Origin of the sequence: Cryobacterium sp. M25 (assembly GCF_002929635.1) — a bacterium.
In the GTDB taxonomy this organism is placed as follows: domain Bacteria; phylum Actinomycetota; class Actinomycetes; order Actinomycetales; family Microbacteriaceae; genus Cryobacterium; species Cryobacterium sandaracinum.
Genome location: NZ_PJJU01000057.1, coordinates 1 through 19668, shown reverse-complemented (window position 1 = coordinate 19668; position 19668 = coordinate 1). Strand labels below are relative to the sequence as shown.

Here is a 19668-nt window from a genome sequence, read left to right as displayed (position 1 = left end):
CTGAGCCTGACCTGAATTACGGTTGTTCGGGTGAGCCAAAATCTCCGTCGAATTCGTGCGGCGCACGGGGCGCAACCTCACGCGGGCGCGCACACGTTCCCTCCGGGAACAGATGCCCCGCATCAGCTGCGGGCCTGCGCCAGGCCGAACGAGCGGGCGCCGCGCCGGCTGGCGACGGTCCAGTACGAGGCCAGAACGCTCACCAGCGCGAAGATCAGCAGGATGGCCGCGGGCCCGCCGGCGCTGCCGCCTCCCCCGGAGACAATGGCCTGCATGCCCCGCACCGCCCAGGTGAGCGGCAGGAACGGGCTGATCATCTGGAACGGCGCCGACACCAGCTCAATCGGGTAGAGCCCACCCACCGCGGTGAGCTGCAACGCGAGCAGTACCAGGGAGACCACGATTCCGACCCGGCCGAACGCCGCCGTGAGGAAGTGGTGCACCGCCGCGAACACGAAGGCGAGGAACACCGTGAAAGCCAGGGTCGACGGCAGGATCGACCACGAGACGCCGAGCGTGCTGTGCAGCAACAACACCACGACCACGGCCTGCGCTGCAGCGATGCCGAACGCACGGCCGAGGCTGCGGGCCACGAGGTTGCCGGTCGACGCGGTCGACGCGAGCGCGAGCGCGGACAGCGGCTTCATCACCAGGAAGATCGCCAGGGCACCGATCCACAGGCCGATCGGCACGAAGACCATGCCGATGACCGGGCCGATCGACGCGAAGGCGTTGTCGCGCTCCGCGGTGATGCCGACCGGTTCGGAGACGACCGCCGCGGTAGTCACCGGGTCGGTGTCGGTGAGCGGGGCCGCGCTGTCCGCGCCGTCCTGCAGTCCGCTGGCGAGTTCGACCGCGCCCGATTCGAGCAGGCGGGCGCCCGCCGCGGCATCCGTTGTTCCGGTGACCAGCTGCGAGAGGCCGGTGGAGATGCCGGCAACTCCGGTGGCGAGGTCGCTGGCACCGCCGCGGAGGTCGCTGCCACCGGCGGAGAGCAGGCTCGCACCGTTGGCGCTCTGAGACACCCCATCGAGCACGCCTTCGAGGCCCGTACCCGCCTGGCTGATGCCGGTGCTCTGCGCGGCGAGGGCGTCGAGTCCGCCCTGGAGCTGCAGCAGGGCCGGCGCGTAGTCGGCGACCCGCGGGTCGCTCTGCATGGCCGCGTTCAGCTGCCTGAAACCGTCGGCGTTGGCCTGCACCCCGGCCGCGTAGGCCGGTAGGCCGGTCGCGAGCGGAGCCAGCCCGGCCGCGCCCGTGCTCAGCCGGGTCAGGCCGTCGCTCAGTCCGGTGACGCCCTGGGTGTACTCGGTGACGCCGGAGGAGAAGCTGGCGGCGCCGGTCGCGGCGGATGAAGCCCCGGACGCCGCGGCGGCCGTGCCGCCGGCCAGCGAATCGAGTCCGGTGGCCACGCCGGTGACCCCGGTCGAAACCTGCGCGGCGCCATCCGCCGCCTGCGTGAGGGACTCGCCCAGCATGGCCAGGTTGGTGTAGAGCCCGTTGAGGTACTGCGAGGTGATCTCGCGGCCGAAGACGCCCGACATGGCGGTGCCCACCGACTGGGCCACCGATCCGGCCAGGAACGAGTGCGCGTCATCCGTGCGGATGCCCAGGTCGGCCTGGGTGGGAGCCGCCCCGCCCAGCGAGGTCACCGACGCCGAGAAGTCCTTCGGGATCGTGAGCACCGCGTAGGCGTCGCCGGAGGCCAGGGCCGCCGCGGCATCCGCGGAGTTGGAGATGGTCCAGTCGAACCCGGTGGCCTCGGACCCGTCATCGGAAGGCTTGGTGAGTTCGGTCACGAGCAGGCGGCCGGCGAGCACCGGCTGCTCGGAGCCGTCGGGCAGGGTGGTGGTGACGATCTCGTCGTTGTTGACGACGATCGCCGGCAGCGTGTCCACGCGCTGATCGGCGGTGGCGAGGGCCCCGGCGAAGAGTCCGGCAACCGCCAGCGGCACCACGATCAGGCCCGCCAGCAGGGCCCCGAAGGCCCCTCGGCGCTGCCCGGGCGTGCGGCTGAACAGTTTCTCAAGCCTGGTGCTCATCGCTGCAGGGCCTTTCGGTCACGGGAATCGAGTTCGAGGGTCTGCAGCGGGCGGGCCCCGCGGTAGACCGCGATCGCCTCGGGGAAGGAGGCGGCACCGACGATGAGGGCGGTCGATGCCGGGGCGAGGATCGCCAGCACCTGCACGAGGTCCCGCCCCGCCGGGTCGACGGGCAGTCCCTCGCCGAGGTCGACGATGACAACTCCCGGGGTCTCGGTGAGCGCCGCCGTCACGAGCACCGCGGCACGGCCCAGGGCGGAGAGGGACGATACCGTCGTGCCGGCCACGATCGGGCCGGCGTCCCGGCCGCTCGACGGGGTGCCGAGCGCACCGTTCAGACGCGCGATCCACCCCGCGAGAAGCGAGCGGCGCGACGCGGCGCGGTACCACGGATGCGCCAGGTCCAGCCGTTCGGCCAGCAACTCCCCCACGGTGAGCCCATTGTCGCGGCTGTCGCCCACGTCGGCGAGCGCCACCGCGCGGAGGGCGCGGCTGCGCTCGGACGGCACCGGAAAGCCCATGACCTGGAGGCGGCCGAACACCGGGTCGAGCCGGCCGGCCAGGGTGGCGGCGACGACGCGGCGGTGGGTGGCGGAGCCGGTCAGTACCACCACCGCGCCGGCGTCGATGGTGAGGTCCAGCGGCCCGAAGGGGCTCTCCGGCAGCCCGAAGACGGCTCCCTCGGCCGTGATGGCGTGCGGCTGGCTGATGGCCCATTCTTTGTCGGCCAGGTGCCGGCGCAGACCCTCACCCTCGATGTCGACGTTGGGCAGAATGCGGGAGAGCCAGCGTGGCAGCCACCAGGCGGCATCGCCGGCGAGGGCCATCGCGGCCGGGACCAATGTCATCCGCACCAGGAACGCGTCGAGGAGGACTCCGACGGCGAGGGCGAACGCGATGCCCTTGATCGCCCCGGTGCCCTCGGGCACGAAGGCAAAGAAGACGAAGAACATGATCAGGGCGGCGGCCGTGACCACGCGGGCGGCGTGGGAGAACCCGTGCACGATGGATTCGCGGGCCAGGCCGGTCTTCACGAACTCCTCCCTCATGCCGGAGACGAGGAACACCTCGTAGTCCATGGCCAGCCCGAAGAGCACGGCCATCAGCAGGATGGGCAGGAAGCTCAGGATCGGCCCGGGGGTTTCCACCCCGAGCAGCTCGGAGAACCAGCCCCACTGGAAGATCGCCACGGTCGCGCCGATCGATGCGGCCACCGACAGCAGGAACCCGAGGGCCGCTTTGATCGGCACGAAGATCGACCGGAACACCATGGTCAGCAGGATGATCGAGAGCCCCACCACGATCAGGGCGAACGGCACGAGCGCGTTGCTGAGGCGGTTGGAGATGTCGATCGACACGGCGGTCGCGCCGGTCACGGCGATGGGGGTCCCCAAGTCGTCGTCGATCGATGGTGCCAGATCGCGGATGGCCTGCACGAGCGCCTTGGTCTCGGGCGCGTTCGGTGCGCTGTCCGGCATGACCTGGATGATGGCGGTGTCGACGGTCGGGTCCGGAGTGCCCTTGCCGACGAAGGCCACGTCGGGCAGGGTGCGCAGGGCCGCGCCGATGGTGTCGAGGTCACCGAAGATATCCGTCGTCTGGGTGATGTCGACGACGACGATGAGCGGACCGTTGTAGCCCGGACCGAAGCCCTTTTCGAGCATGGTGAACGCCTCTCTCTGCGTCGAACCGGCCGGCTCGGACGCCCCGTCAGGCAGGTTCAGGTCGAGGCTGAGGGCCGGGATCGCCAGCGTGCCGAGCACGCCCACCACGAGGAGCACGGCCACGACCGGCGCCCTGAGCACGAGGTTGACCCAGCGGTTGCCGAGGGTGGGCCGGCCGGTGTCTGGACGGGTGGCCCGGTGGTGCGCGCGGCTGCCCGTCTTGGGAGTGAGGCGCCCCTTGGCGAGGCCGAGAACGGCGGGGAGGAGCGTGACCGCCACGAAGATCGAGACCAGCACGGCGAAGGTGGCGCCCAGCCCCATCACGCTGAGGAACGGGATGCCGACCACGAGCAGCCCGAGCAGGGCGATGATCACGGTGATCCCGGCGAAGACGACGGCGCTGCCGGCGGTGGCCACGGCCGAGGCGGCCGAATCGTGTGGTTCGACCCCGTTGGCGAGCTGCGTGCGGTGCCGCGACAGGATGAAGAGCGCGTAGTCGATGCCTACGGCGAGCCCGAGCATCAGGGCGAGCATGGGGGCCGTGCTCGAGACCGGCACGAATGCGGAAATCACGGTGATGCCGCCGATGGCGACGCCGACGCCGATCAGGGCCATCAGCAGCGGCATCCCGGCGGATACGAGCGAACCGAAGGTGATCACCAGCACCACCCCCGCGAAGATCAGGCCGAGCACCTCGGAGATGGTGATGCCGAAGGTGTTGTCCTGGAACACCTGGCCGCCGAAAGCGACCTCGAGGCCGGCTTGCTCGGCGATATCCCGCGTCCCGGTCACGTCGTCGAGGGTTTCCGCGGTGACGTCGGTTGATAAGCCGGACAACTGAACCTGGCTGAACGCACTCTCCGAGTCGTCGGAGATCGCGCCCGACGCATATTCGTCATAGGGCGTCAGCACCGAGTCGACGCCGGGCACGTCCGCGAGTTCGGCCGCCATGTCGACGATGGCCGTGCGGTAAGGCTCGTCGGTGACGGATGCCCCGTCCGGGGCCGTGTAGACAACCTGTACCGCGGCGCCGGCCGCCTGGGGGAACACCTCGCCGAGCTTGTCGATGGTGTCCTGTGATTCCGTGCCGGGAATCGCGTACGACTCCTGGGTCTGGCCACCGAGGGCCACCCCGGAGCCGAGGATCCCGACCAGCAGGATGGCCCAGATGCCGAGCACCAGGCCCGCACGCTGGTAGGCGAAGTGGCCGATTCGATAGAGCAGGGTTGCCATGGGTGGTGCTACTTCCGGGACGGGGCGGTGCGAACGGTGACAGGGGCAAGCAGCTCGGTGATGACGGTCAGGAGAGCCGGTCGGACCTCTTCCACCGGGGCTAGCTCCTCCCCGAGGAACGTCATACCGGCCACCAGGGTGTAGGCGGCGCCGCCGAGGGCGATACCGAAGCGGATGCGGTCCTCCGTACTCGCATCGCCGTGGCACAGCGTGTCGGAGAGGCGCACGATCACCACTCCTGCCCGGTCGATCACGGGGATGCCGCGCAGCGACTGAGACTGGTTGATGAAGGTGTGCAGCTCGAGGCGGAATTCAAGGATGAAGTCGATGAAGTCGTTCACGAACCGGCTCCGGGTCAGGGCGCTCTCCTCGGTGGCGAGGAACCGTTCGAGAATGGCCTCCAGCCGGTTCACCGCCGGGGTGAGCACCTCCTCGAGGAGCGCTTCCTTGGAGGCGAAGTGGTAGAGCACGCTCGATTTGGAGTACCCGGCCGCGTCGGCGATCTGCTGCAGCGAGGTGCCGGCGAACCCGACCGAGGCGAACTGCTCCAGCGCTGTCGCGCGCAGTTCTGCGCTGGTGCTCTGGCGGTTGTGTGGGGGCTGGGGCACAACGGGCTCTGGAGTCACCCAATCACGGTACCTGACCGATCGGTCAGAGCCTGTCCGATCGGTCAGATTGTCGGGAAACGTGCAGCCGGGCAACTTCCGGGTAGCGTTAGACGCGGAGGTCTTCATGCGAAAGTTCATTTTCAGCAGTGCCATCATCGGCGTGCTCGCCGGCGGTTGGAACATTCTGAGCGCCACCCGCACCGGTCCGCGCGACTGGCGCCTGGCGCTGATGTGGGTCGGCTGGCTGCTCAGCGCCGCCGTCGCCATCGGAACCGTCATCCAGGATGCCGACGATCGCCGAATCGAGGACTAAGTCCTCCGCTGTCGGCGTGTCAGCGCGGGCCGTAGCGCGCCGCACGGCAAACTGAAGAGTTCAGGGCACGTTAGCCGAAAGGGGCTCCCGATGTTTGGTCGACGACGTCGCGTCGCACCGGTCGCACCGGTCATCCCCCCGCCCGTTCCCGAGCTCAGCGACGCTCAGGTATTCGAGCTCCTGCACACCCAAATCGCTCGTCTCGTCGGCGCCCAAGGCCAGTGGACTCTAATTCCCCGCAGCAGTGACGACACCGACGTGATCTTCCACGATCTGAAGGCCAACCAGATTGCCTCGTCCCTGGCCTCCGTGCTCCGCACCGAGACCGCCGTTCTGCGCGGCGAGGTCACCGCCGAGCCCACCGCGCTCCCCTTCATTCCCGCCCCGATCTCCGTTTGGGCCGAACCGGAGCGGGCGCCGACGGCCATTCTTCCGCGCTTCTCCGCCGCTGCTTCGACGAACAACGCCCGCCTCGTCGCCTGACCCTCGGCCCCGCTTGTTTGCTCGCTCGGCAACGCGATTATCGTCCACTCCGGGTCAACCTGCATCGGTGACCGCAGTCGGCACTGAGTTCCGGTGCGGATGATCGTCCAGTGCTTGTTGTGCAGGAGCAAAGGGTGAGCATGGCACAGCAGTACTCCGTCGGACGAGCGCATCCGTTTGCAGCTGCGGAAGAAACGCCCTGCGGCACCGGAGACCACCCATCCCAGGCGCTCGAGATCGCGTTGTGCTTCGGCTGGATCGACGGGCAAGTGAACTTTCTCGACGGTTACTTGTCGCAGGCCTTCACTCCCCGCCGAGCCCGCAGCGTGTGGTCACAGCTCAACCGGGACTCAGCCCTTACCCTCATCGCGGAGGGGCGGATGCGTCCCGCCGGGTTCTTCCCGGCGCTCACGTCCCAGAACCGCTTCGCGATCCCGTTCCGCCTCGACGGCGCGAAGCAGCCCGAGGCTCGCGCCGCGAAGATTGCGACCTACATCGGCATGCTCGAACGCGGGGAAACGCTCTACCGGCAGAAACCCCGAGACACCCCTGCGCCGAGGAGCTTGCCGGACGCGCCCGTATAGAGTTCCGCCGCATTCTTTGTAGGTCTTCTTCGGACTCGCCCTGCCGCGGAATTCTAGATTGAAGAACATGACTTCCAGCACCCGCATCGCCCGCACCCCGACACCCCGCATCATGAGCGTGCGCGACCTGTCGCAGATCGCCATCTTCGCCGCCCTGATCGCCGCACTCGGACTGCCCGGCGCCCTGAGCATCGGGGCGGTGGCCGTGCCGATCACCTTCCAGACCCTCGGGGTGATGCTGGCCGGGGCGATCCTCGGGGCGCGCAAGGGCTTCTTCGCCGTGCTCCTCCTGCTCGCCCTCGCCGCAGCCGGCCTCCCGCTGCTGTCTGGCGGGCGCGGCGGCATCGTCTGGTTCACCACCTCACCCTCCGCCGGCTACCTCTATGGCTGGCTGCTCGGCGCCCTGGTCATCGGCTACTTGACCGGCCTGCTCCTCCCCCGCTACCGGCTCTGGGCGGCGCTCGGCGCCACCACCCTCGGCGGCATCGTCGTGGTCTACCTGATCGGCGTGCCCGTCACCGCGATCAACCTGGGCCTGCCGCTCTGGGTTGCTCTCGTCGACGCCGCGAAGTTTCTGCCCGGCGACCTGATCAAGGTGGTCGTGACCGTTCTGGTGGCCCGCCAGGTTCACAGGGCCTACCCGGGTCTGATCCCGCCGCGCCGCAGCGCCGCTCCCGCGCCCGAGGCCGCCGACGTCACCGCCGGAGCAGTCACGCCTGCATCATGAGCAGGATCGACTTCGACAGTGTCTCGCATGCGTTCGGTGAACGGATGGTGCTGCGGGACATCCGTCTGACCCTCACCGAACAGCACATCGGCATCGTCGGGGCGAACGGGTCGGGAAAGTCCACCCTCGTGCGCCTGATCAACGGATTGATCAAGCCCGACACCGGAATCGTGAGCGTCGGCGGCCTCGACGTGGCCCGGAACGCCAAGGCGGTGCGCCGGCAGGTCGGCTTCATCTTCACCAACCCGGACAACCAGATCGTGATGCCCACCGTGGCCGAAGACGTCGCCTTCACCCTACGCCGCCGCGGGCTGACCCCGCTCGAGATCTCGACCCGCACGCGGGCGGCGCTCGAGCGCTTCGGGCTCGAGCAGCACGCCGACCATCCGGCGCACCGGCTGTCCGGCGGCCAAAAGCAGTTGCTGGCGCTGGCGGCCGTGCTCGTGGCGGAGCCTGAGATCGTGGTCGCCGACGAGCCGACCACCCTGCTCGACGCACGCAATGCCCGGCGCATCACCGAACTTCTGCTCGGCCTGAGCCAGCAGGTCATCGTGGTCACCCACCAGCTGGACCTGCTCGCCGCCTTCGACCGCGTGATTGTGATCGAGGACGGCCGGGTGGTCGCCGACGGTGCACCGGATGCCGCGCTCGGCGCGTACCGGGAGCTGCTGGCATGATCGGGCCGGCATGATCGGGCTCTATCACCCCGGCCACTCGCTGATCCACCGCGCGCCGATGCTGCTCAAGCTCGTGCTTCTCTCGCTCGCCGTACTGCTCGTCGGCTCGCTCGGCGAGCTCTGGCAGCTGGGCGCCTGCCTTCTCGGGGTCGCCGCACTGTTCCTGGCGGCGCGGGTGCCGCTGGGCGCGGCGTGGCAGCAGATCGGCCCGATCCTGTGGATTTTGGTGATCGCCGTTCCACTCCAGGCGCTGTTCGCCGGCTGGACCACGGCCGGCCTGATGGCCGGGCGGCTGCTGATCGCCGTGGCGCTGGCGGCGCTGTTCACCGTGACGACCACGGTCACGGCCGTGCTCGAGGGCTTTCAGAAGCTTCTGCGACCGTTCCGTCGCTGGGTCGACGCCGACCGGGTCGGCCTCCTCCTCGCCCTCACCCTGCGGTGCATCCCGCTCGTCACCGAGATCGTGTCCGAGGTGATCGAGGCCCGTCGGGCGCGCGGCACCCAGGGTTCGCTGCTCGCCCTGGCCGTGCCGGTGGTCGTGCGCTCACTCTATGCCGCGGATGCGATCGGCGAGGCTCTGGCCGCCCGCGGTCTCGACGACTGAGGCCGGAGCGGTTCGGCCCGGGCAGGTCGGTTGCGGCTAGGTTGGGACCACCAGCGGTTTCCGGTCTCACGCCGACCGGACAGGCGAGGAGCGGAGCGCGGTGACCCAGCCCGGCGGCACGACCGAGGCACGGCGACGAGGACGGCTGCGGCGCGGCATCCGGGCCGGCGGCTGGTGGAGCCTGACCGCGTTCGTACTCGTCGTGATCGTGTTTCTGGCCTGGGCGAACACGGTGCGCGTGGCCGATCGGGCCGCGGCGGACGAGGTCTTCGCCAACCCGAACGTGACCGTCACCGACACCCCCACGTCGGTCGTCCTCGCGCCCGCCGACGACGCCGGCGACATCGGCCTGGTCTTCGTTCCCGGTGCCCGGGTTGACCCCTATGCCTACCTCTACAAGCTGGCGGGCACGGTCGAAGACACCGGGGTGACCGTTGTGATCACCAAGCCTGTGCTCAACCTCGCCATCTTCGACCGCCGGACGTTGTCCACCTTCACCGACGCCGTCCGCAACGTCTCCACCTGGTTCGTGGGCGGCCACTCGATCGGCGGCGTGCGAGCCTGCATGCTGGCGGACGATCCCGCGGTGGCCGGGCTGGTGCTGTTCGGCAGCTACTGTGCGGCCGCGCCGGAGCGCACCGATCTGCGGGCCCTCAGCCTCAGCGGGAGCGCCGACGGCCTCAGCACCCCGGAGAAGATCGCCGACAGCGCAGATCTGCTTGTGCCCGACACCCGTTTCGTCGAAATCGAAGGAGCCAACCATGCGCGGTTCGGCGACTACGGCGTCGAGAACGGCGACGGTGTTGCCACCATGTCAACGGATGCCGTTGCCGCCGAAATCACTCGCGAGCTCACTGAATTCCTGACACAGACAACCCCGTAGTCGGCAACCTTCCCCGGTCCGCGGTTGCGGTGCACTGAAGCGGCCGGCACCTGACGAACCCGATCGTTGGAGCACGGCGTGAGCACCCTGGTCATCTTCGATTCGACCTCCAAAACCAGGTCAACCATTGCCGAGACAATCGCCGTCGAGCTCGGCGACGGCACCAGGGCAGTTCCCGTCGACAGCGCGGTCGTGGGCTGGAAACCTTCGCCGCGCCTGCAGGCCTTCCTCGCCCAAGCGTCGCCCCGGCACCCTGCGGGGCGCGGTCGGCCGCCTTCGACACCCGGGGGCGCACATCCGTGCTGCCCCGCTGAGGTGCAGGAAAGGCCCGGGTCTCCTTGACCGGGGCCTTTCCTGCCGCTCTCGGGTTGTGTTCTGTGTTACGTGGTGGTCAGAGAGTCCACGTACTCCTGGTTCTCGGAGATCCACTTCGCCACGATCGGCTCGTAGTCCTTGCCGTCGTAGTCGACGAACATGGCCTTCTCAAGCGAGTACAGCTTGTCGAGGTCCATGTCGAAGCCCTTGATCCACTCGGTGGCCTGCGGAAAGTCCTCGGCGAAGTCGGACTTGGCGTAGCTGTGGAGCGACTCGGTGTTCTTCAGGGTTCCCTTGGGGTCCTCGAGGGTCTTGATCGGCAGCGAACCGTAGGCCCAGTGCGGCTCCCACAGGGTGACGACGATGTTCTCGCCGGCCTTGGTGGCCGCGGTCAGCTCGGTGAGCATGGCTGCGGTCGATGAGGTCAGGTATTCCATGTCGTCGAGGCCGTAGGCCGGGATGACCTTCTCAGTGGTGGCCTTGGTCAGGCCGGCTCCGGGTTCGATTCCGACGATGCGGTTGCCGAACTTGTCGGCGTTCCTGGCCAGCTCGTCGAGGGAATCGATGGGGGCATCCTTGTTGACGGCGATGGTCAGGCGGGATTCCTCGTTCCATGCGCCGAGGTCGACGATGTCATCGCCGTACTCCTTCACGTAGGACGCGTGGGTCTGTGGCATCCAGACATCCATGTTGATGTCGTAGTCTCCGGTGGAGAGACCCGAGTAGACGGGGGCAACGTCGGCGTATTCCAACTCCGCGTTGTAGCCCTTCTCGTCGAGGATGGCCTTCCACAGTTCGGAGACCGCGACGCCTTCATCCCAGCCGTTGAACACGGCGATGGTGATGTCTTTCTGGTCCTTGTTCCCGTCGCCGACGACGGCGGCCTCGGCCGAGGCGCAGCCGCTGAGTGCGAGGAGCCCAACGGCTCCGAGGGCGATGAGGGACAGTGATCGGTTTTTCATATTGTTTCCTTTCGTGTCGCCTGGTGGGCGACCGGGGCAGAATCAGAAATCAGGAGGTCGTGTGCGCGGCGCACTGACTCAGGCGGCCAGGGCTTGCTGGGCGCGGCGCTTGCGGGCCGACATGATTCGACCGAGCGGGGTGTCGCCGGTGCCGAGTGCGGCGGTCAGGCGGTCAAGGAAGATGGCGAGGATCACCACGGCGAGGCCGGCTTCGAAACCGAGTGCGACGTCGATGCGGTTCAGGCTGGCGACGACATCCGCTCCCAGCCCCCCGGCACCGACCATACCGGCGATGACGACCATCGACAGGGAGAGCATGATGACCTGGTTGATACCCGCCATGATCGTCGGCATCGCCAGCGGAAGCTGGATCTGCCGGAGGATGCGCCAGGGCGAGGCGCCGAAGGCCTGTCCGGCCTCAACCACTTCTCGGTCGACCCCGCGGATGCCCAGCTCGGTGAGGCGGACTCCCGGAGCCATCGCGAAGATGATGGTGGCCACGATTCCGGGCACGACGCCAACGCGGAACAGGATCAGCGCGGGAATCAGGTACACGAAGGCCGGCATGGTTTGCATGAAGTCGAGAATCGGCCGGATGATGTTGGACGCCACCGCGGACTTCGCCGCCAGGATGCCGAGCGGCAGGCTGAGGGCGATCGCGAGCACACTGGCGACCAGCACCAGTGCGAGGGTGTCCATGGCGTTCTCCCACTGGTCGACGCCGACGACGACGATCAGACCGAGGACGGTACCGACCATGAATTTCCAACCGCGGGTGGCCAGGGCCAGCCCCGCCGAGAGCACGATGATCACCCAGAAGGGCGGCGCCACCAGGAGGAAGTCGACCAGTTCGTAGGCACCGTCGAAGACGGCCCGGATGAAGTCGAATAAGAACCCGAACGTGTCGGTGATCCAGTCGATGAACCCCTCCACGAGGGTACCCAGAGGAAGTCGGAAGTCGTTCACAGGTCGGCTCCTTCCAGAGCGGTGTCGCGGAGGGTTTCGGTGATCACGCTGATGGAAATCGTGGCCGCGGGCTCGATCACGGGCACGTCCCCCGTATTCGTGCTCACGTTGCCGAGCGCGGCCAGCAGGGTCACCCGCGGGATGACGCCGAGCAGACGGTTCTTCTCATCGACCACGGCGATGGCCAGGTCACTGCCGACCGAGGGTTCGACCAGGTCGACCAGCGGGGTGTCCGGGTTGACGGAGATCGCATCCGTGCGCACTATCGCGCGCAGATCGGTCTCGCCGGCCTTGACCTGCCCCAGCACGTCGCGATCGCGCACCACACCGGCGAAGGTGCGGTCGCGGTTGAGCACGAAGGTGGCGGAGGTCTGCAGGTCGCGCATGGTGCGGAGCGCAGCTCGGGGACCGCCGGTGATCGTGACCACGGAGCGCACGGGCTCCATCACGCTGGCCGCGGTCAGCACCCGGGCGCGGTCGACATCCTGCACGAACTGAGCGACGTAGTCGTTCGCCGGGTCGGTCAGGATCTCCTCGGGGGTGCCGATCTGAACGATGCGACCGTCGCGCATGACCGCGATGCGGTCGCCGAGGAACATGGCCTCGTTGAGGTCGTGGGTGATGAAGATGATGGTTTTGCCAAGCTCGGCCTGCAGCTCGATCAGCTGCTCCTGCATTTCGCGGCGGATCAGCGGGTCAAGGGCCGAGAACGCCTCGTCCATCAGGAGTACGTCGGTGTCGGCGGCGAGGGCCCGGCCGAGGCCGACTCGCTGCTGCATTCCGCCGGAAAGCTCGGACGGCAGGCTGTCGGCCCAGCCGTCGAGCCCGACGAGGCGGATGATGGTGCGCGCCTTGGCGAGCCGCTCCTCGCGGCCCACGCCCTGCACCTCGAGTCCGTAGGCGACGTTGTCGATCACGGTGCGATGCGGTAGCAGGGCAAAGTGCTGGAACACCATGGAAATATTGGTGCGGCGCACCTCGCGCAGCGCGGCGGCGGAGATGCCGGTGATGGCCTGGCCGGCCACCGTCACGCTGCCGGAGGTGGCGTCCAGTAGCCCGTTGAGCATGCGGATCAGGGTGGATTTGCCCGAACCGGACAACCCCATCACCACGAAAATTTCGCCGCGGTGAACCTCGAATGAGGCGTCGATAACGGCGGCGGTGCCCAGCGAGGACACCTCATCGCGGCTGGCTCCCGCGGTCAGCTTCTTGACGAGCTCGTGCGGACGACGCCCGAACGCTTTGTACAGTCGATCTGCCTTTACGGCAATAGTGTCGGTCACGGATTCTCCCGGTGCACGCCGGGCGGGGCCGAATCACGGCCGACGGAACGGATGCACGCTGTGTCGGACGGGTAGGCCGTGACCGGCCTCGACGCGATGGAAAGCGTGGGCTGGGGCGATCATGGGGATCGCATCCGTCATGGCCTCACCATACGAAGCGCCGTACCGATGGGGCCGTGGCTGTACATTCGCGTCCTGGTGAAGGGTCGTAAGACCAGCAGCAACCCTAACACGGGGGTATTTGCGTCGCAGAAGCAGCGATTTCGACGGTTTCGGGTAGCGGGGAGAACCAGCCCTACCGCAGGCCGCGAGACAGTCGCCGCGGAGCATCCGTGCTGGGTCGCGTTCGACGACCCGGGCCGGACTCAGGCCTTGAGCGCCGCGATCTGCGCGGACTTCTCGGTCGCGGCGGCCGTTTCGGCGGCGCTGGGCGCACCGTGGTGGGCGATCATCGTGGTCTCGTCGAACGGCTCGTGACGGTCGAGCACCCGGTCGACCTGGGCACGATCGATCTCCTTGGTCCAGGATCCGATCAGCACGGTGGCGACGGCGTTGCCGGTAAAGTTCGTGAGCGCGCGGGCCTCGGACATGAAGCGGTCGATGCCCACGATGAAGCCGACTCCTTCAAGCAGCTGCGGGGCGTGGGCCTGCAAGCCGGCGGCCAGGGTCGCGATCCCGGCACCGGACACTCCGGCGGCACCCTTGGAGGCGATGATCATGAAGGCGAGGAGCCCGATCTGCTCGCCCAGGGCGAGCGGCTGACCCATGGCCGTGGCGATGAAGAGCGACGCCATGGTCAGGTAGATCGCGGTGCCGTCGAGGTTGAAGGAGTATCCGGTGGGAACCGTGACGCCCACGACCGGCTTGGAGACGCCGAGGTGCTCCATCTTGGCGATCAGGCGCGGCAGCGCCGCCTCGGAGGAGGAGGTAGAGAAGATCAGCAGGTACTCTCGGCCGAGATAGCGCATCAGCTTGAAGATGCTGATGCCGGTGACGATCTTGAGCAACCCGCCGAGGATGACGACGATGAAGAGCACACAGGTCAGGTAGAAGGCGCCCATCAGGGTGAAGAGGCTGATAACGGCCTGGAAGCCGGTGGCACCGACGACGGCGGCGATCGCACCGAAGGCGCCGATCGGTGCGAGCCACATGACCATGATCAGGATGCGAAAGACCAGGGCCTGCACGTGTGCGATGCCCTCGAGGATCGGCTTGCCGGCGGCTCCCATCTTCTGCAGCGCGAAGCCGGCGATGAGGGCCACCAGCAGGGTCTGCAGGATGTTGCCGGCGGTCAGTGCGGAGAACAGTGTGGTCGGGATGATGCCGAGGAAGAAGTTCGTTTCGGCGGCTTCCGGCGGCACGAAGGTGGTCGCGGTGAGATCGAGCCCTGAGCCGGGCTTGATCACGTTGCCCACGACGAGGCCGATCGCCAGGGCGAAGGTGGACATAATCAGGAAGTAGCCGAGGGCCAGTCCGCCGATCTTGCCGACCGTGGCGGCCTTCGCGATGGACCCGATGCCGAGGATGATCGTGCAGAAGATGATCGGCGAGATCATCATCTTGATCAGGGCGATGAAGATGTCCCCGAGCGGTTTGAGCGAGACGGCGAATCCGCCTGTGCCGCCGAAGAGCAGGCCGACGATGACGCCGAGGATCACCGCGACGATGACCGCCATGTACAGGTAGTGGGACTTGTCAAACTTCTTCGCGGGCTGTGCAGCGCGAGCGCGAGGCAGTGATGCCACAAAAGACTCCTTTGTCTAGTAACTAGGCTGGGGTGAGGCGCTGGTGCGCCCGGACCATCCGTGGTGTGTTTCAGACTGGACGACCGAGGCGCCCGCGTCACTGTTGCGGTCATATTGGTCACGGTCGCGCAAATGGAAGAAGGATGCGATGGGGCAAGGCTGGAGCATTGCGCGCCGCCTGTTCCTGGCGAACGCCCTGGTCATCATGGCGATAACCGTGTTCGCGGGCACCGCGGCCTTCGTGGACGCCCGCGACCGCGGTTTCGTCGCCGCCGAGGAACGGATGCTGTCCGTCGCCAGCGCCATCGCCGACAACCCGCTCGTACTGGAGGCCAGCCGATCAGCCGATCCCAGCGCGGTGCTCCAGCCGTACGCCGAGCGGGTCACCGCCGACGCCACCCTCGACTTCATCACGATCATGGCGCCCGACCGCACCCGCTGGACCCACCCGACCGAGTTGGAGATCGGCCGCCCCTACATCGGTACCGTCACGCCTGCCCTGGCCGGGGAACCGTTCACCGAGGTGACCACGGGCACGCTCGGACCCTCGGTGCGGGCCGTCGTTCCGATCACCGACGAGCAGGGAGCCGTTCAGGGCCTGGTGGCTGCGGGGGTGAAGACGAGCAACCTCTCCATCGCGCTGAGCGCGCGGCTGCCGGCCGTGCTGGGGGTGGCCCTGATGCTGCTGGCCACGGGCACCCTCGCCGCCTGGCTGCTCGGTCGCTATCTGAGCCGGGTCACGCTCGGCTGGGGACCGGAGCAGCTCGCCCAGCTCTTCGTCTACTACGACTCGGTGCTGCATTCGGTTCGGGAGGGTCTCGTACTCGTCACTCTCACGGGCGAGGTCGTGCTCTACAACGATCAGGCTGCCCGGCTGCTGGGCCTGCCGCCGCGCTCACCGACTGAGGGCCGGGCATCCTCCGCCGCCACGCAGAGCCTTGACCGTCTCGACCTTCCCCCGGCGCTCGCCGAGCTACTGAAGAGCGGCCGCCCCGCCACCGACGAGATCCACGTCACCGACACGCGCGTGCTGGTCGTCAGCCAGCTGCCGGCACTGAAACCGGGCAGCGGCCGCACCAAACCTGCGCCGATGGGCTGGGTTGCGACCATCCGCGACCACACCGACCTGCAATCGATGGGCAGCGAGCTCCGGTCGATGCGCACCCTCTCGGATGCCCTGCACGCCCAGACCCATGAGCACGCCAACCGGCTTCACACCATCGTGTCCCTGATGGAACTCGGGCGCAGCGCCGAGGCCCTCGATTTCGCCACCAAAGACCTGGAGCTCAGCCAGCAACTCACCGATGACATGCTCGACTCGGTGGACGAACCGGTGCTCAGCGCCCTGCTGATGGGCAAGTTCGCCCAAGCCAGCGAGCTGGGCGTGCTGCTCACGGTTGAGGCGGCCGGAACCCTCGCCGATTCCGGCCTGACGGCGCAGGACCTGGTCACGGTCGTGGGCAACCTGGTCGATAACGCGCTCGACGCGGCCGCCGGCGGCGAGGCACCCCGCCGGGTGCACCTCTCGGTCGGCTCCACGCCCTCGTCGGTGGCGATCGAGGTGGCCGACACCGGGCCCGGCGTCGACCCGGACGCCGTGACGGACATCCTCCGCCGCGGTTACAGCACCAAGAAGCCCGGCAGTTTCGGCCGCGGCCTCGGACTGGCGTTGGTGCGGCAGACGGTCAACCGGCTCGGCGGCAGCCTCAGCATCACCCGCCGCGAGGGGGCCGTGTTCACGGTCACCCTCCCCCGGCAGCCGGAGCAGCCCGCCGCGGGCATCGAACGCGACCTCGCGGCGATGATGGGCGGATCGCATGACTGACCGGGACATCCGGGTGCTCGTCGTCGAAGACGAAGCCATTGCGGCCGAGGCGCACGCCGCCTACCTCGGGCGTCTGACCGGTTTCGTGCACGCGGGCACCGTCGGCGACGGCCATTCCGCCCTGCGCGCCCTGGCTACGGCCGTCACCGCCGGGCAGCCCATCGATCTGGTGCTGATGGATATGACCCTGCCCGACCTGCACGGCCTCGACGTGAGCCGACGGATGCGCGCGGCCGGCCTGACCACGGACATCATCGCCATCACGGCGGTGCGCGAACTGCACATCGTGCGCGGCGCCGTGGCGGCCGGCATTGTTCAATACCTGATCAAGCCGTTCACCTATTCGACCTTCGCGCAGAAGCTGGTGCAGTATCGGCACTTTCGGCTTCAGCTGGGCGGCCTGTCCGCGATGACCAGCCAGACCGACGTGGACCTGGCGTTCGCGAGCCTGCGCACGCCCACCGAGCTGCCGCGGCCGAAGGGTCTGTCCGAGGGCACCCTGGGCGCGGTGATCGAGTTCCTGAAGCTGCAGACCGTTCCGGTCTCCTCCAGCGAGGTCATGGAGCAGCTCGGCATTTCGCGGGTGACCGCCCGGCGCTACCTTGAGCATCTGGCCGACACCGGCTCGCTCGAGCGGTCGCCGCGCTACGGCACGCCGGGGCGGCCAGAGAACGAATACGTCTGGCGCCGGTGAACCGTTCAGGTAGCTGTTTCAGAGCTCCTCCTTCATGATCTCGGACAGGTGGTCGTCCTGCGCCCGGGTCAGATGCCGGATCAGCGACGCGATGCTGTTCGCCTCCGGGACGGGCCGGAGGTTCAGCAGCTCCGCACCGGCATCCTTGAGCACGGCGTGCACGACTCCGCGGACGCGCCCGTACGATTCGGCGAATCAGGTAGCTCGACAGCATTCGTTGTCTCTCGTCTGGTCGTGAGCCGGCGAACCTTCGGTGGGCCCCGATCGGTCGGAGACAGAGTAGACCGAGTGGCCGCCGGATTTACGCCGCGACGGGCGGAGCCGGCAGCGGGTCGGGGCGGACGTGGCCACCGGCGCGGACCGCAGCACCGAAGGAGGATCCTCAGGCGCAACCGAAACCAGCGCCGGAACGGTTGTTGTATCCCGCGGCGGGTCACCCCGTGCCGGCGGGCGGGTGAACGGCGGTGGTGCCCGTCTGTGAGAGACGGTGAGACACGAGATCTGACTGATTGTCGCAACGGCAGCGCGGGGCCAGGCTCTCAAAGGAACCGGTCGAGGTCCACCACACCCAGCGTAGCCAGGGACCGTGCAAGCATCTCCTCGATCCGTTCTGGTAGGTCCTCCCGTTCGGCAAGCCGGTTCGATACCTCCTGAACGCCGCTGAAGTACGCCACCAGATGCCAGGCCTCGCGGTCGTGGTCGAGTCCGGACGGGATCTCCCCCGCTGCCTCGGCCTCGCGAAGCAGCATCGCGATGCGCGCGACCCAGCCCACGTACGGGGTCGGCAGGATTGCCGGGATCAGGTGATATTCCCGCACGAGCCGCACCGAGGCCCGCACGCGCACGTCGTTCCGGAAAGCGCCGGCAACCCCGCGGATCGACGCCACGATGGCCTCGATCCCGCGCATGGGTGACGCATCGCCCAGTACGTTGGCGAACGGAGCCCGCGAAAACGAGGAATGCACGAGCGCGAGCGCCATATCCGACTTGGCTTTGAAGTGGTACTGTACCAACCCCTTGCCGGTGCCCGACTTCTCGGCAACCAGGCCGATCGAGGTGCCCGCGTAGCCGCGGTCGGCGAATTCGATTGCCGCCGCTGCCAGGATGCGTTCACGCGCCTCGATCCTGCGAGCATCACTTCCAGCCACCAGCACCTCCGGGAATCGTCACCGTTCGACCGAATGGTGCGATATACCAGCCTAACCATCGGGCCGGGACGCCTTCACCTGAGAGTGCTGTACGATCGTACAAGTCCCCGGGTGAGATTCAGTTCTCGACTGACCGGGAGGATTCAGGGGGACCCGGGGACCAACGCAACCCCAGTCGGATTCGCATCTGGCTGGGGTCTGCTCCCCCGAGCCAAACCCCATCGCCCTCCACGGAGTGCCTCTTTCCCGCCCCCNGGGGGGGGGGGGGGTCGAGCCTGCCCAGTCCCGGCGACCCGCCCCTCGGAGGTTCCCTGCCGGTGGTCGAGCCTGTCAAGACCCGGGACCAGAGCCACGCCCTACAGCCCCACCGCCTTGCTCGGCAGTGCGATCAGCGTCTGCTCCGGATCGTTCTCCACCGGTGGCCGGAGCCAGTACTGCGTTCCTGTGCGGGTGATCTTCCAGTGCTGGTTGTGTAGCAGCAGGTGGTGCGGGTGGCAGAGCAACACGCCGTCGGCGAGGTTGGTGTCTCCGCTGTCTGTGAGCCATTCGTTGATGTGGTGGGCTTCGCTCCAGGCCGGTGATCGGTCGCAGCCGACCCAGAGGCATCCACCATCGCGCACTCCCATCGCGGCGCGCTGTGCCTCCGTGAAGAGTCGTTCGTCACGGCCGACGTCGATGATTTGGCCGATGTCGTCGAATTTGATGCCGCGGGTGCCGGTCTCGCAGAGCAACCGGTCGATGGTTTCCTGCGAGATCGGGACCGGGTTGCCCTCGATCTGCCCGTGCGCGGCGGGTTCGGCGGGACCCGGCTCGCCGGTCTCAGCCGTGAGCGCTTTCTCGGTCACGATCACGCGCACCGCCGGGCGGCGTCCGCCGAAGACCCGGCCGGGGTCGGCTTCGCCGGCGATCTTCAGC

The 19668-nt window shown here is 68.0% G+C and carries 18 protein-coding genes and 1 pseudogene; 9 read left to right on the top strand and 10 right to left on the bottom strand.

What is annotated here, in order from left to right; translation table 11 throughout:
• Positions 1–122: 122 nt before the first annotated feature.
• Genes CXY81_RS13110 through CXY81_RS13100 form a run of 3 tightly spaced genes read right to left on the bottom strand, consistent with a single transcriptional unit; the run spans position 123 to position 5562 of the window.
• Positions 123–2039 (bottom strand): YhgE/Pip family protein, encoded by a 1917-nt coding sequence (locus CXY81_RS13110; RefSeq protein ID WP_104195107.1) that lies wholly within the window; start codon positions 2037–2039, stop codon positions 123–125.
• Positions 2036–4936: an MMPL family transporter gene (locus CXY81_RS13105; RefSeq protein ID WP_104195106.1), complete on the bottom strand. Its 2901-nt coding sequence runs from the start codon at positions 4934–4936 to the stop codon at positions 2036–2038. The genes CXY81_RS13110 and CXY81_RS13105 overlap by 4 nt, the downstream gene beginning before the upstream one ends.
• Before the next feature lie 8 nt (positions 4937–4944).
• Positions 4945–5562: a TetR/AcrR family transcriptional regulator gene (locus tag CXY81_RS13100; protein WP_233194165.1), complete on the bottom strand. Its 618-nt coding sequence runs from the start codon at positions 5560–5562 to the stop codon at positions 4945–4947.
• A gap of 106 nt (positions 5563–5668) precedes the next feature.
• Between CXY81_RS13100 and CXY81_RS13095 the strand changes: the two genes are divergently transcribed.
• The 7 genes from CXY81_RS13095 to CXY81_RS13065 all read left to right on the top strand — a co-directional run bounded on the left by CXY81_RS13095 (position 5669) and on the right by CXY81_RS13065 (position 9815).
• A complete protein-coding gene (locus tag CXY81_RS13095) occupies positions 5669–5857 on the top strand; it encodes a hypothetical protein (RefSeq protein ID WP_104195104.1) in 189 nt (62 codons plus the stop codon).
• A gap of 90 nt (positions 5858–5947) precedes the next feature.
• Positions 5948–6340 (top strand): hypothetical protein, encoded by a 393-nt coding sequence (locus CXY81_RS13090; protein WP_104195103.1) that lies wholly within the window; start codon positions 5948–5950, stop codon positions 6338–6340.
• A gap of 140 nt (positions 6341–6480) precedes the next feature.
• Complete coding sequence (locus CXY81_RS13085; RefSeq protein WP_104195245.1) at positions 6481–6924, top strand: YdeI family protein; 444 nt, start codon at positions 6481–6483, stop codon at positions 6922–6924.
• Between the two features lie 67 nt (positions 6925–6991).
• Positions 6992–7651 carry a biotin transporter BioY gene (locus CXY81_RS13080; RefSeq protein ID WP_104195102.1) on the top strand — a complete coding sequence of 220 codons (660 nt, stop codon included), beginning with the start codon at positions 6992–6994 and terminating at the stop codon, positions 7649–7651.
• Positions 7648–8328 carry an energy-coupling factor ABC transporter ATP-binding protein gene (locus tag CXY81_RS13075; RefSeq protein ID WP_104195101.1) on the top strand — a complete coding sequence of 227 codons (681 nt, stop codon included), beginning with the start codon at positions 7648–7650 and terminating at the stop codon, positions 8326–8328. Before CXY81_RS13080 ends, CXY81_RS13075 begins: the two co-directional genes overlap by 4 nt.
• Before the next feature lie 10 nt (positions 8329–8338).
• Positions 8339–8932: an energy-coupling factor transporter transmembrane protein EcfT gene (locus CXY81_RS13070; RefSeq protein ID WP_104195100.1), complete on the top strand. Its 594-nt coding sequence runs from the start codon at positions 8339–8341 to the stop codon at positions 8930–8932.
• A 100-nt stretch (positions 8933–9032) separates the two neighbouring features.
• A complete protein-coding gene (locus tag CXY81_RS13065) occupies positions 9033–9815 on the top strand; it encodes an alpha/beta hydrolase (protein ID WP_233194164.1) in 783 nt (260 codons plus the stop codon).
• A gap of 380 nt (positions 9816–10195) precedes the next feature.
• Here the strand turns inward: CXY81_RS13065 and CXY81_RS13060 are convergent, their stop codons facing one another.
• The 4 genes from CXY81_RS13060 to CXY81_RS13045 form a co-directional block, all read right to left on the bottom strand.
• The gene (locus tag CXY81_RS13060) at positions 10196–11092 is read right to left on the bottom strand and encodes a glycine betaine ABC transporter substrate-binding protein (RefSeq protein ID WP_104171603.1); all 897 of its coding nucleotides are present in this window, start codon (positions 11090–11092) and stop codon (positions 10196–10198) included.
• A gap of 78 nt (positions 11093–11170) precedes the next feature.
• Entirely contained in the window at positions 11171–12058 is an 888-nt protein-coding gene (locus CXY81_RS13055) for a proline/glycine betaine ABC transporter permease (RefSeq protein ID WP_104102826.1), read from the bottom strand.
• Positions 12055–13341, bottom strand: a complete 1287-nt coding sequence (locus CXY81_RS13050; RefSeq protein WP_104195099.1) for a glycine betaine/L-proline ABC transporter ATP-binding protein — start codon at positions 13339–13341, stop codon at positions 12055–12057. Before CXY81_RS13050 ends, CXY81_RS13055 begins: the two co-directional genes overlap by 4 nt.
• 365 nt (positions 13342–13706) lie before the next feature.
• The gene (locus tag CXY81_RS13045) at positions 13707–15017 is read right to left on the bottom strand and encodes a cation:dicarboxylate symporter family transporter (protein ID WP_104195243.1); all 1311 of its coding nucleotides are present in this window, start codon (positions 15015–15017) and stop codon (positions 13707–13709) included.
• A 217-nt stretch (positions 15018–15234) separates the two neighbouring features.
• On the opposite strand from CXY81_RS13045, the gene CXY81_RS13040 reads away from it, so the two are divergent.
• Together CXY81_RS13040 and CXY81_RS13035 are read left to right on the top strand one after the other, a co-directional pair.
• Entirely contained in the window at positions 15235–16911 is a 1677-nt protein-coding gene (locus CXY81_RS13040) for a sensor histidine kinase (protein ID WP_104195098.1), read from the top strand.
• Positions 16904–17605, top strand: a complete 702-nt coding sequence (locus tag CXY81_RS13035; RefSeq protein WP_104195097.1) for a response regulator — start codon at positions 16904–16906, stop codon at positions 17603–17605. Before CXY81_RS13040 ends, CXY81_RS13035 begins: the two co-directional genes overlap by 8 nt.
• A gap of 18 nt (positions 17606–17623) precedes the next feature.
• Here the strand turns inward: CXY81_RS13035 and CXY81_RS16195 are convergent, their stop codons facing one another.
• The 3 genes and pseudogenes from CXY81_RS16195 to CXY81_RS16465 all read right to left on the bottom strand — a co-directional run.
• Positions 17624–17767: a hypothetical protein gene (locus CXY81_RS16195; RefSeq protein ID WP_134543578.1), complete on the bottom strand. Its 144-nt coding sequence runs from the start codon at positions 17765–17767 to the stop codon at positions 17624–17626.
• Between the two features lie 377 nt (positions 17768–18144).
• Positions 18145–18753, bottom strand: coding sequence for a TetR/AcrR family transcriptional regulator (locus CXY81_RS13030; protein WP_158252068.1), 609 nt, complete (start codon positions 18751–18753; stop codon positions 18145–18147).
• Positions 18754–19109: 356 nt separating this feature from the next.
• Positions 19110–19668: pseudogene (locus CXY81_RS16465) on the bottom strand (hypothetical protein); the annotation flags it as partial.

What these genes read in the sequence shown, in the direction of transcription:
- CXY81_RS13110 (WP_104195107.1), bottom strand. Translation starts at nt 2,039, where the DNA reads ATGAGCACCAGGCTTGAGAAACTGTTCAGCCGCACGCCCGGGCAGCGC.
- CXY81_RS13105 (WP_104195106.1), bottom strand. Translation starts at nt 4,936, where the DNA reads ATGGCAACCCTGCTCTATCGAATCGGCCACTTCGCCTACCAGCGTGCG.
- CXY81_RS13095 (WP_104195104.1), top strand. Translation starts at nt 5,669, where the DNA reads ATGCGAAAGTTCATTTTCAGCAGTGCCATCATCGGCGTGCTCGCCGGC.
- CXY81_RS13090 (WP_104195103.1), top strand. Translation starts at nt 5,948, where the DNA reads ATGTTTGGTCGACGACGTCGCGTCGCACCGGTCGCACCGGTCATCCCC.
- CXY81_RS13085 (WP_104195245.1), top strand. Translation starts at nt 6,481, where the DNA reads ATGGCACAGCAGTACTCCGTCGGACGAGCGCATCCGTTTGCAGCTGCG.
- CXY81_RS13080 (WP_104195102.1), top strand. Translation starts at nt 6,992, where the DNA reads ATGACTTCCAGCACCCGCATCGCCCGCACCCCGACACCCCGCATCATG.
- CXY81_RS13075 (WP_104195101.1), top strand. Translation starts at nt 7,648, where the DNA reads ATGAGCAGGATCGACTTCGACAGTGTCTCGCATGCGTTCGGTGAACGG.
- CXY81_RS13070 (WP_104195100.1), top strand. Translation starts at nt 8,339, where the DNA reads ATGATCGGGCTCTATCACCCCGGCCACTCGCTGATCCACCGCGCGCCG.
- CXY81_RS13060 (WP_104171603.1), bottom strand. Translation starts at nt 11,092, where the DNA reads ATGAAAAACCGATCACTGTCCCTCATCGCCCTCGGAGCCGTTGGGCTC.
- CXY81_RS13045 (WP_104195243.1), bottom strand. Translation starts at nt 15,017, where the DNA reads ATGGCGGTCATCGTCGCGGTGATCCTCGGCGTCATCGTCGGCCTGCTC.
- CXY81_RS13040 (WP_104195098.1), top strand. Translation starts at nt 15,235, where the DNA reads ATGGGGCAAGGCTGGAGCATTGCGCGCCGCCTGTTCCTGGCGAACGCC.
- CXY81_RS13035 (WP_104195097.1), top strand. Translation starts at nt 16,904, where the DNA reads ATGACTGACCGGGACATCCGGGTGCTCGTCGTCGAAGACGAAGCCATT.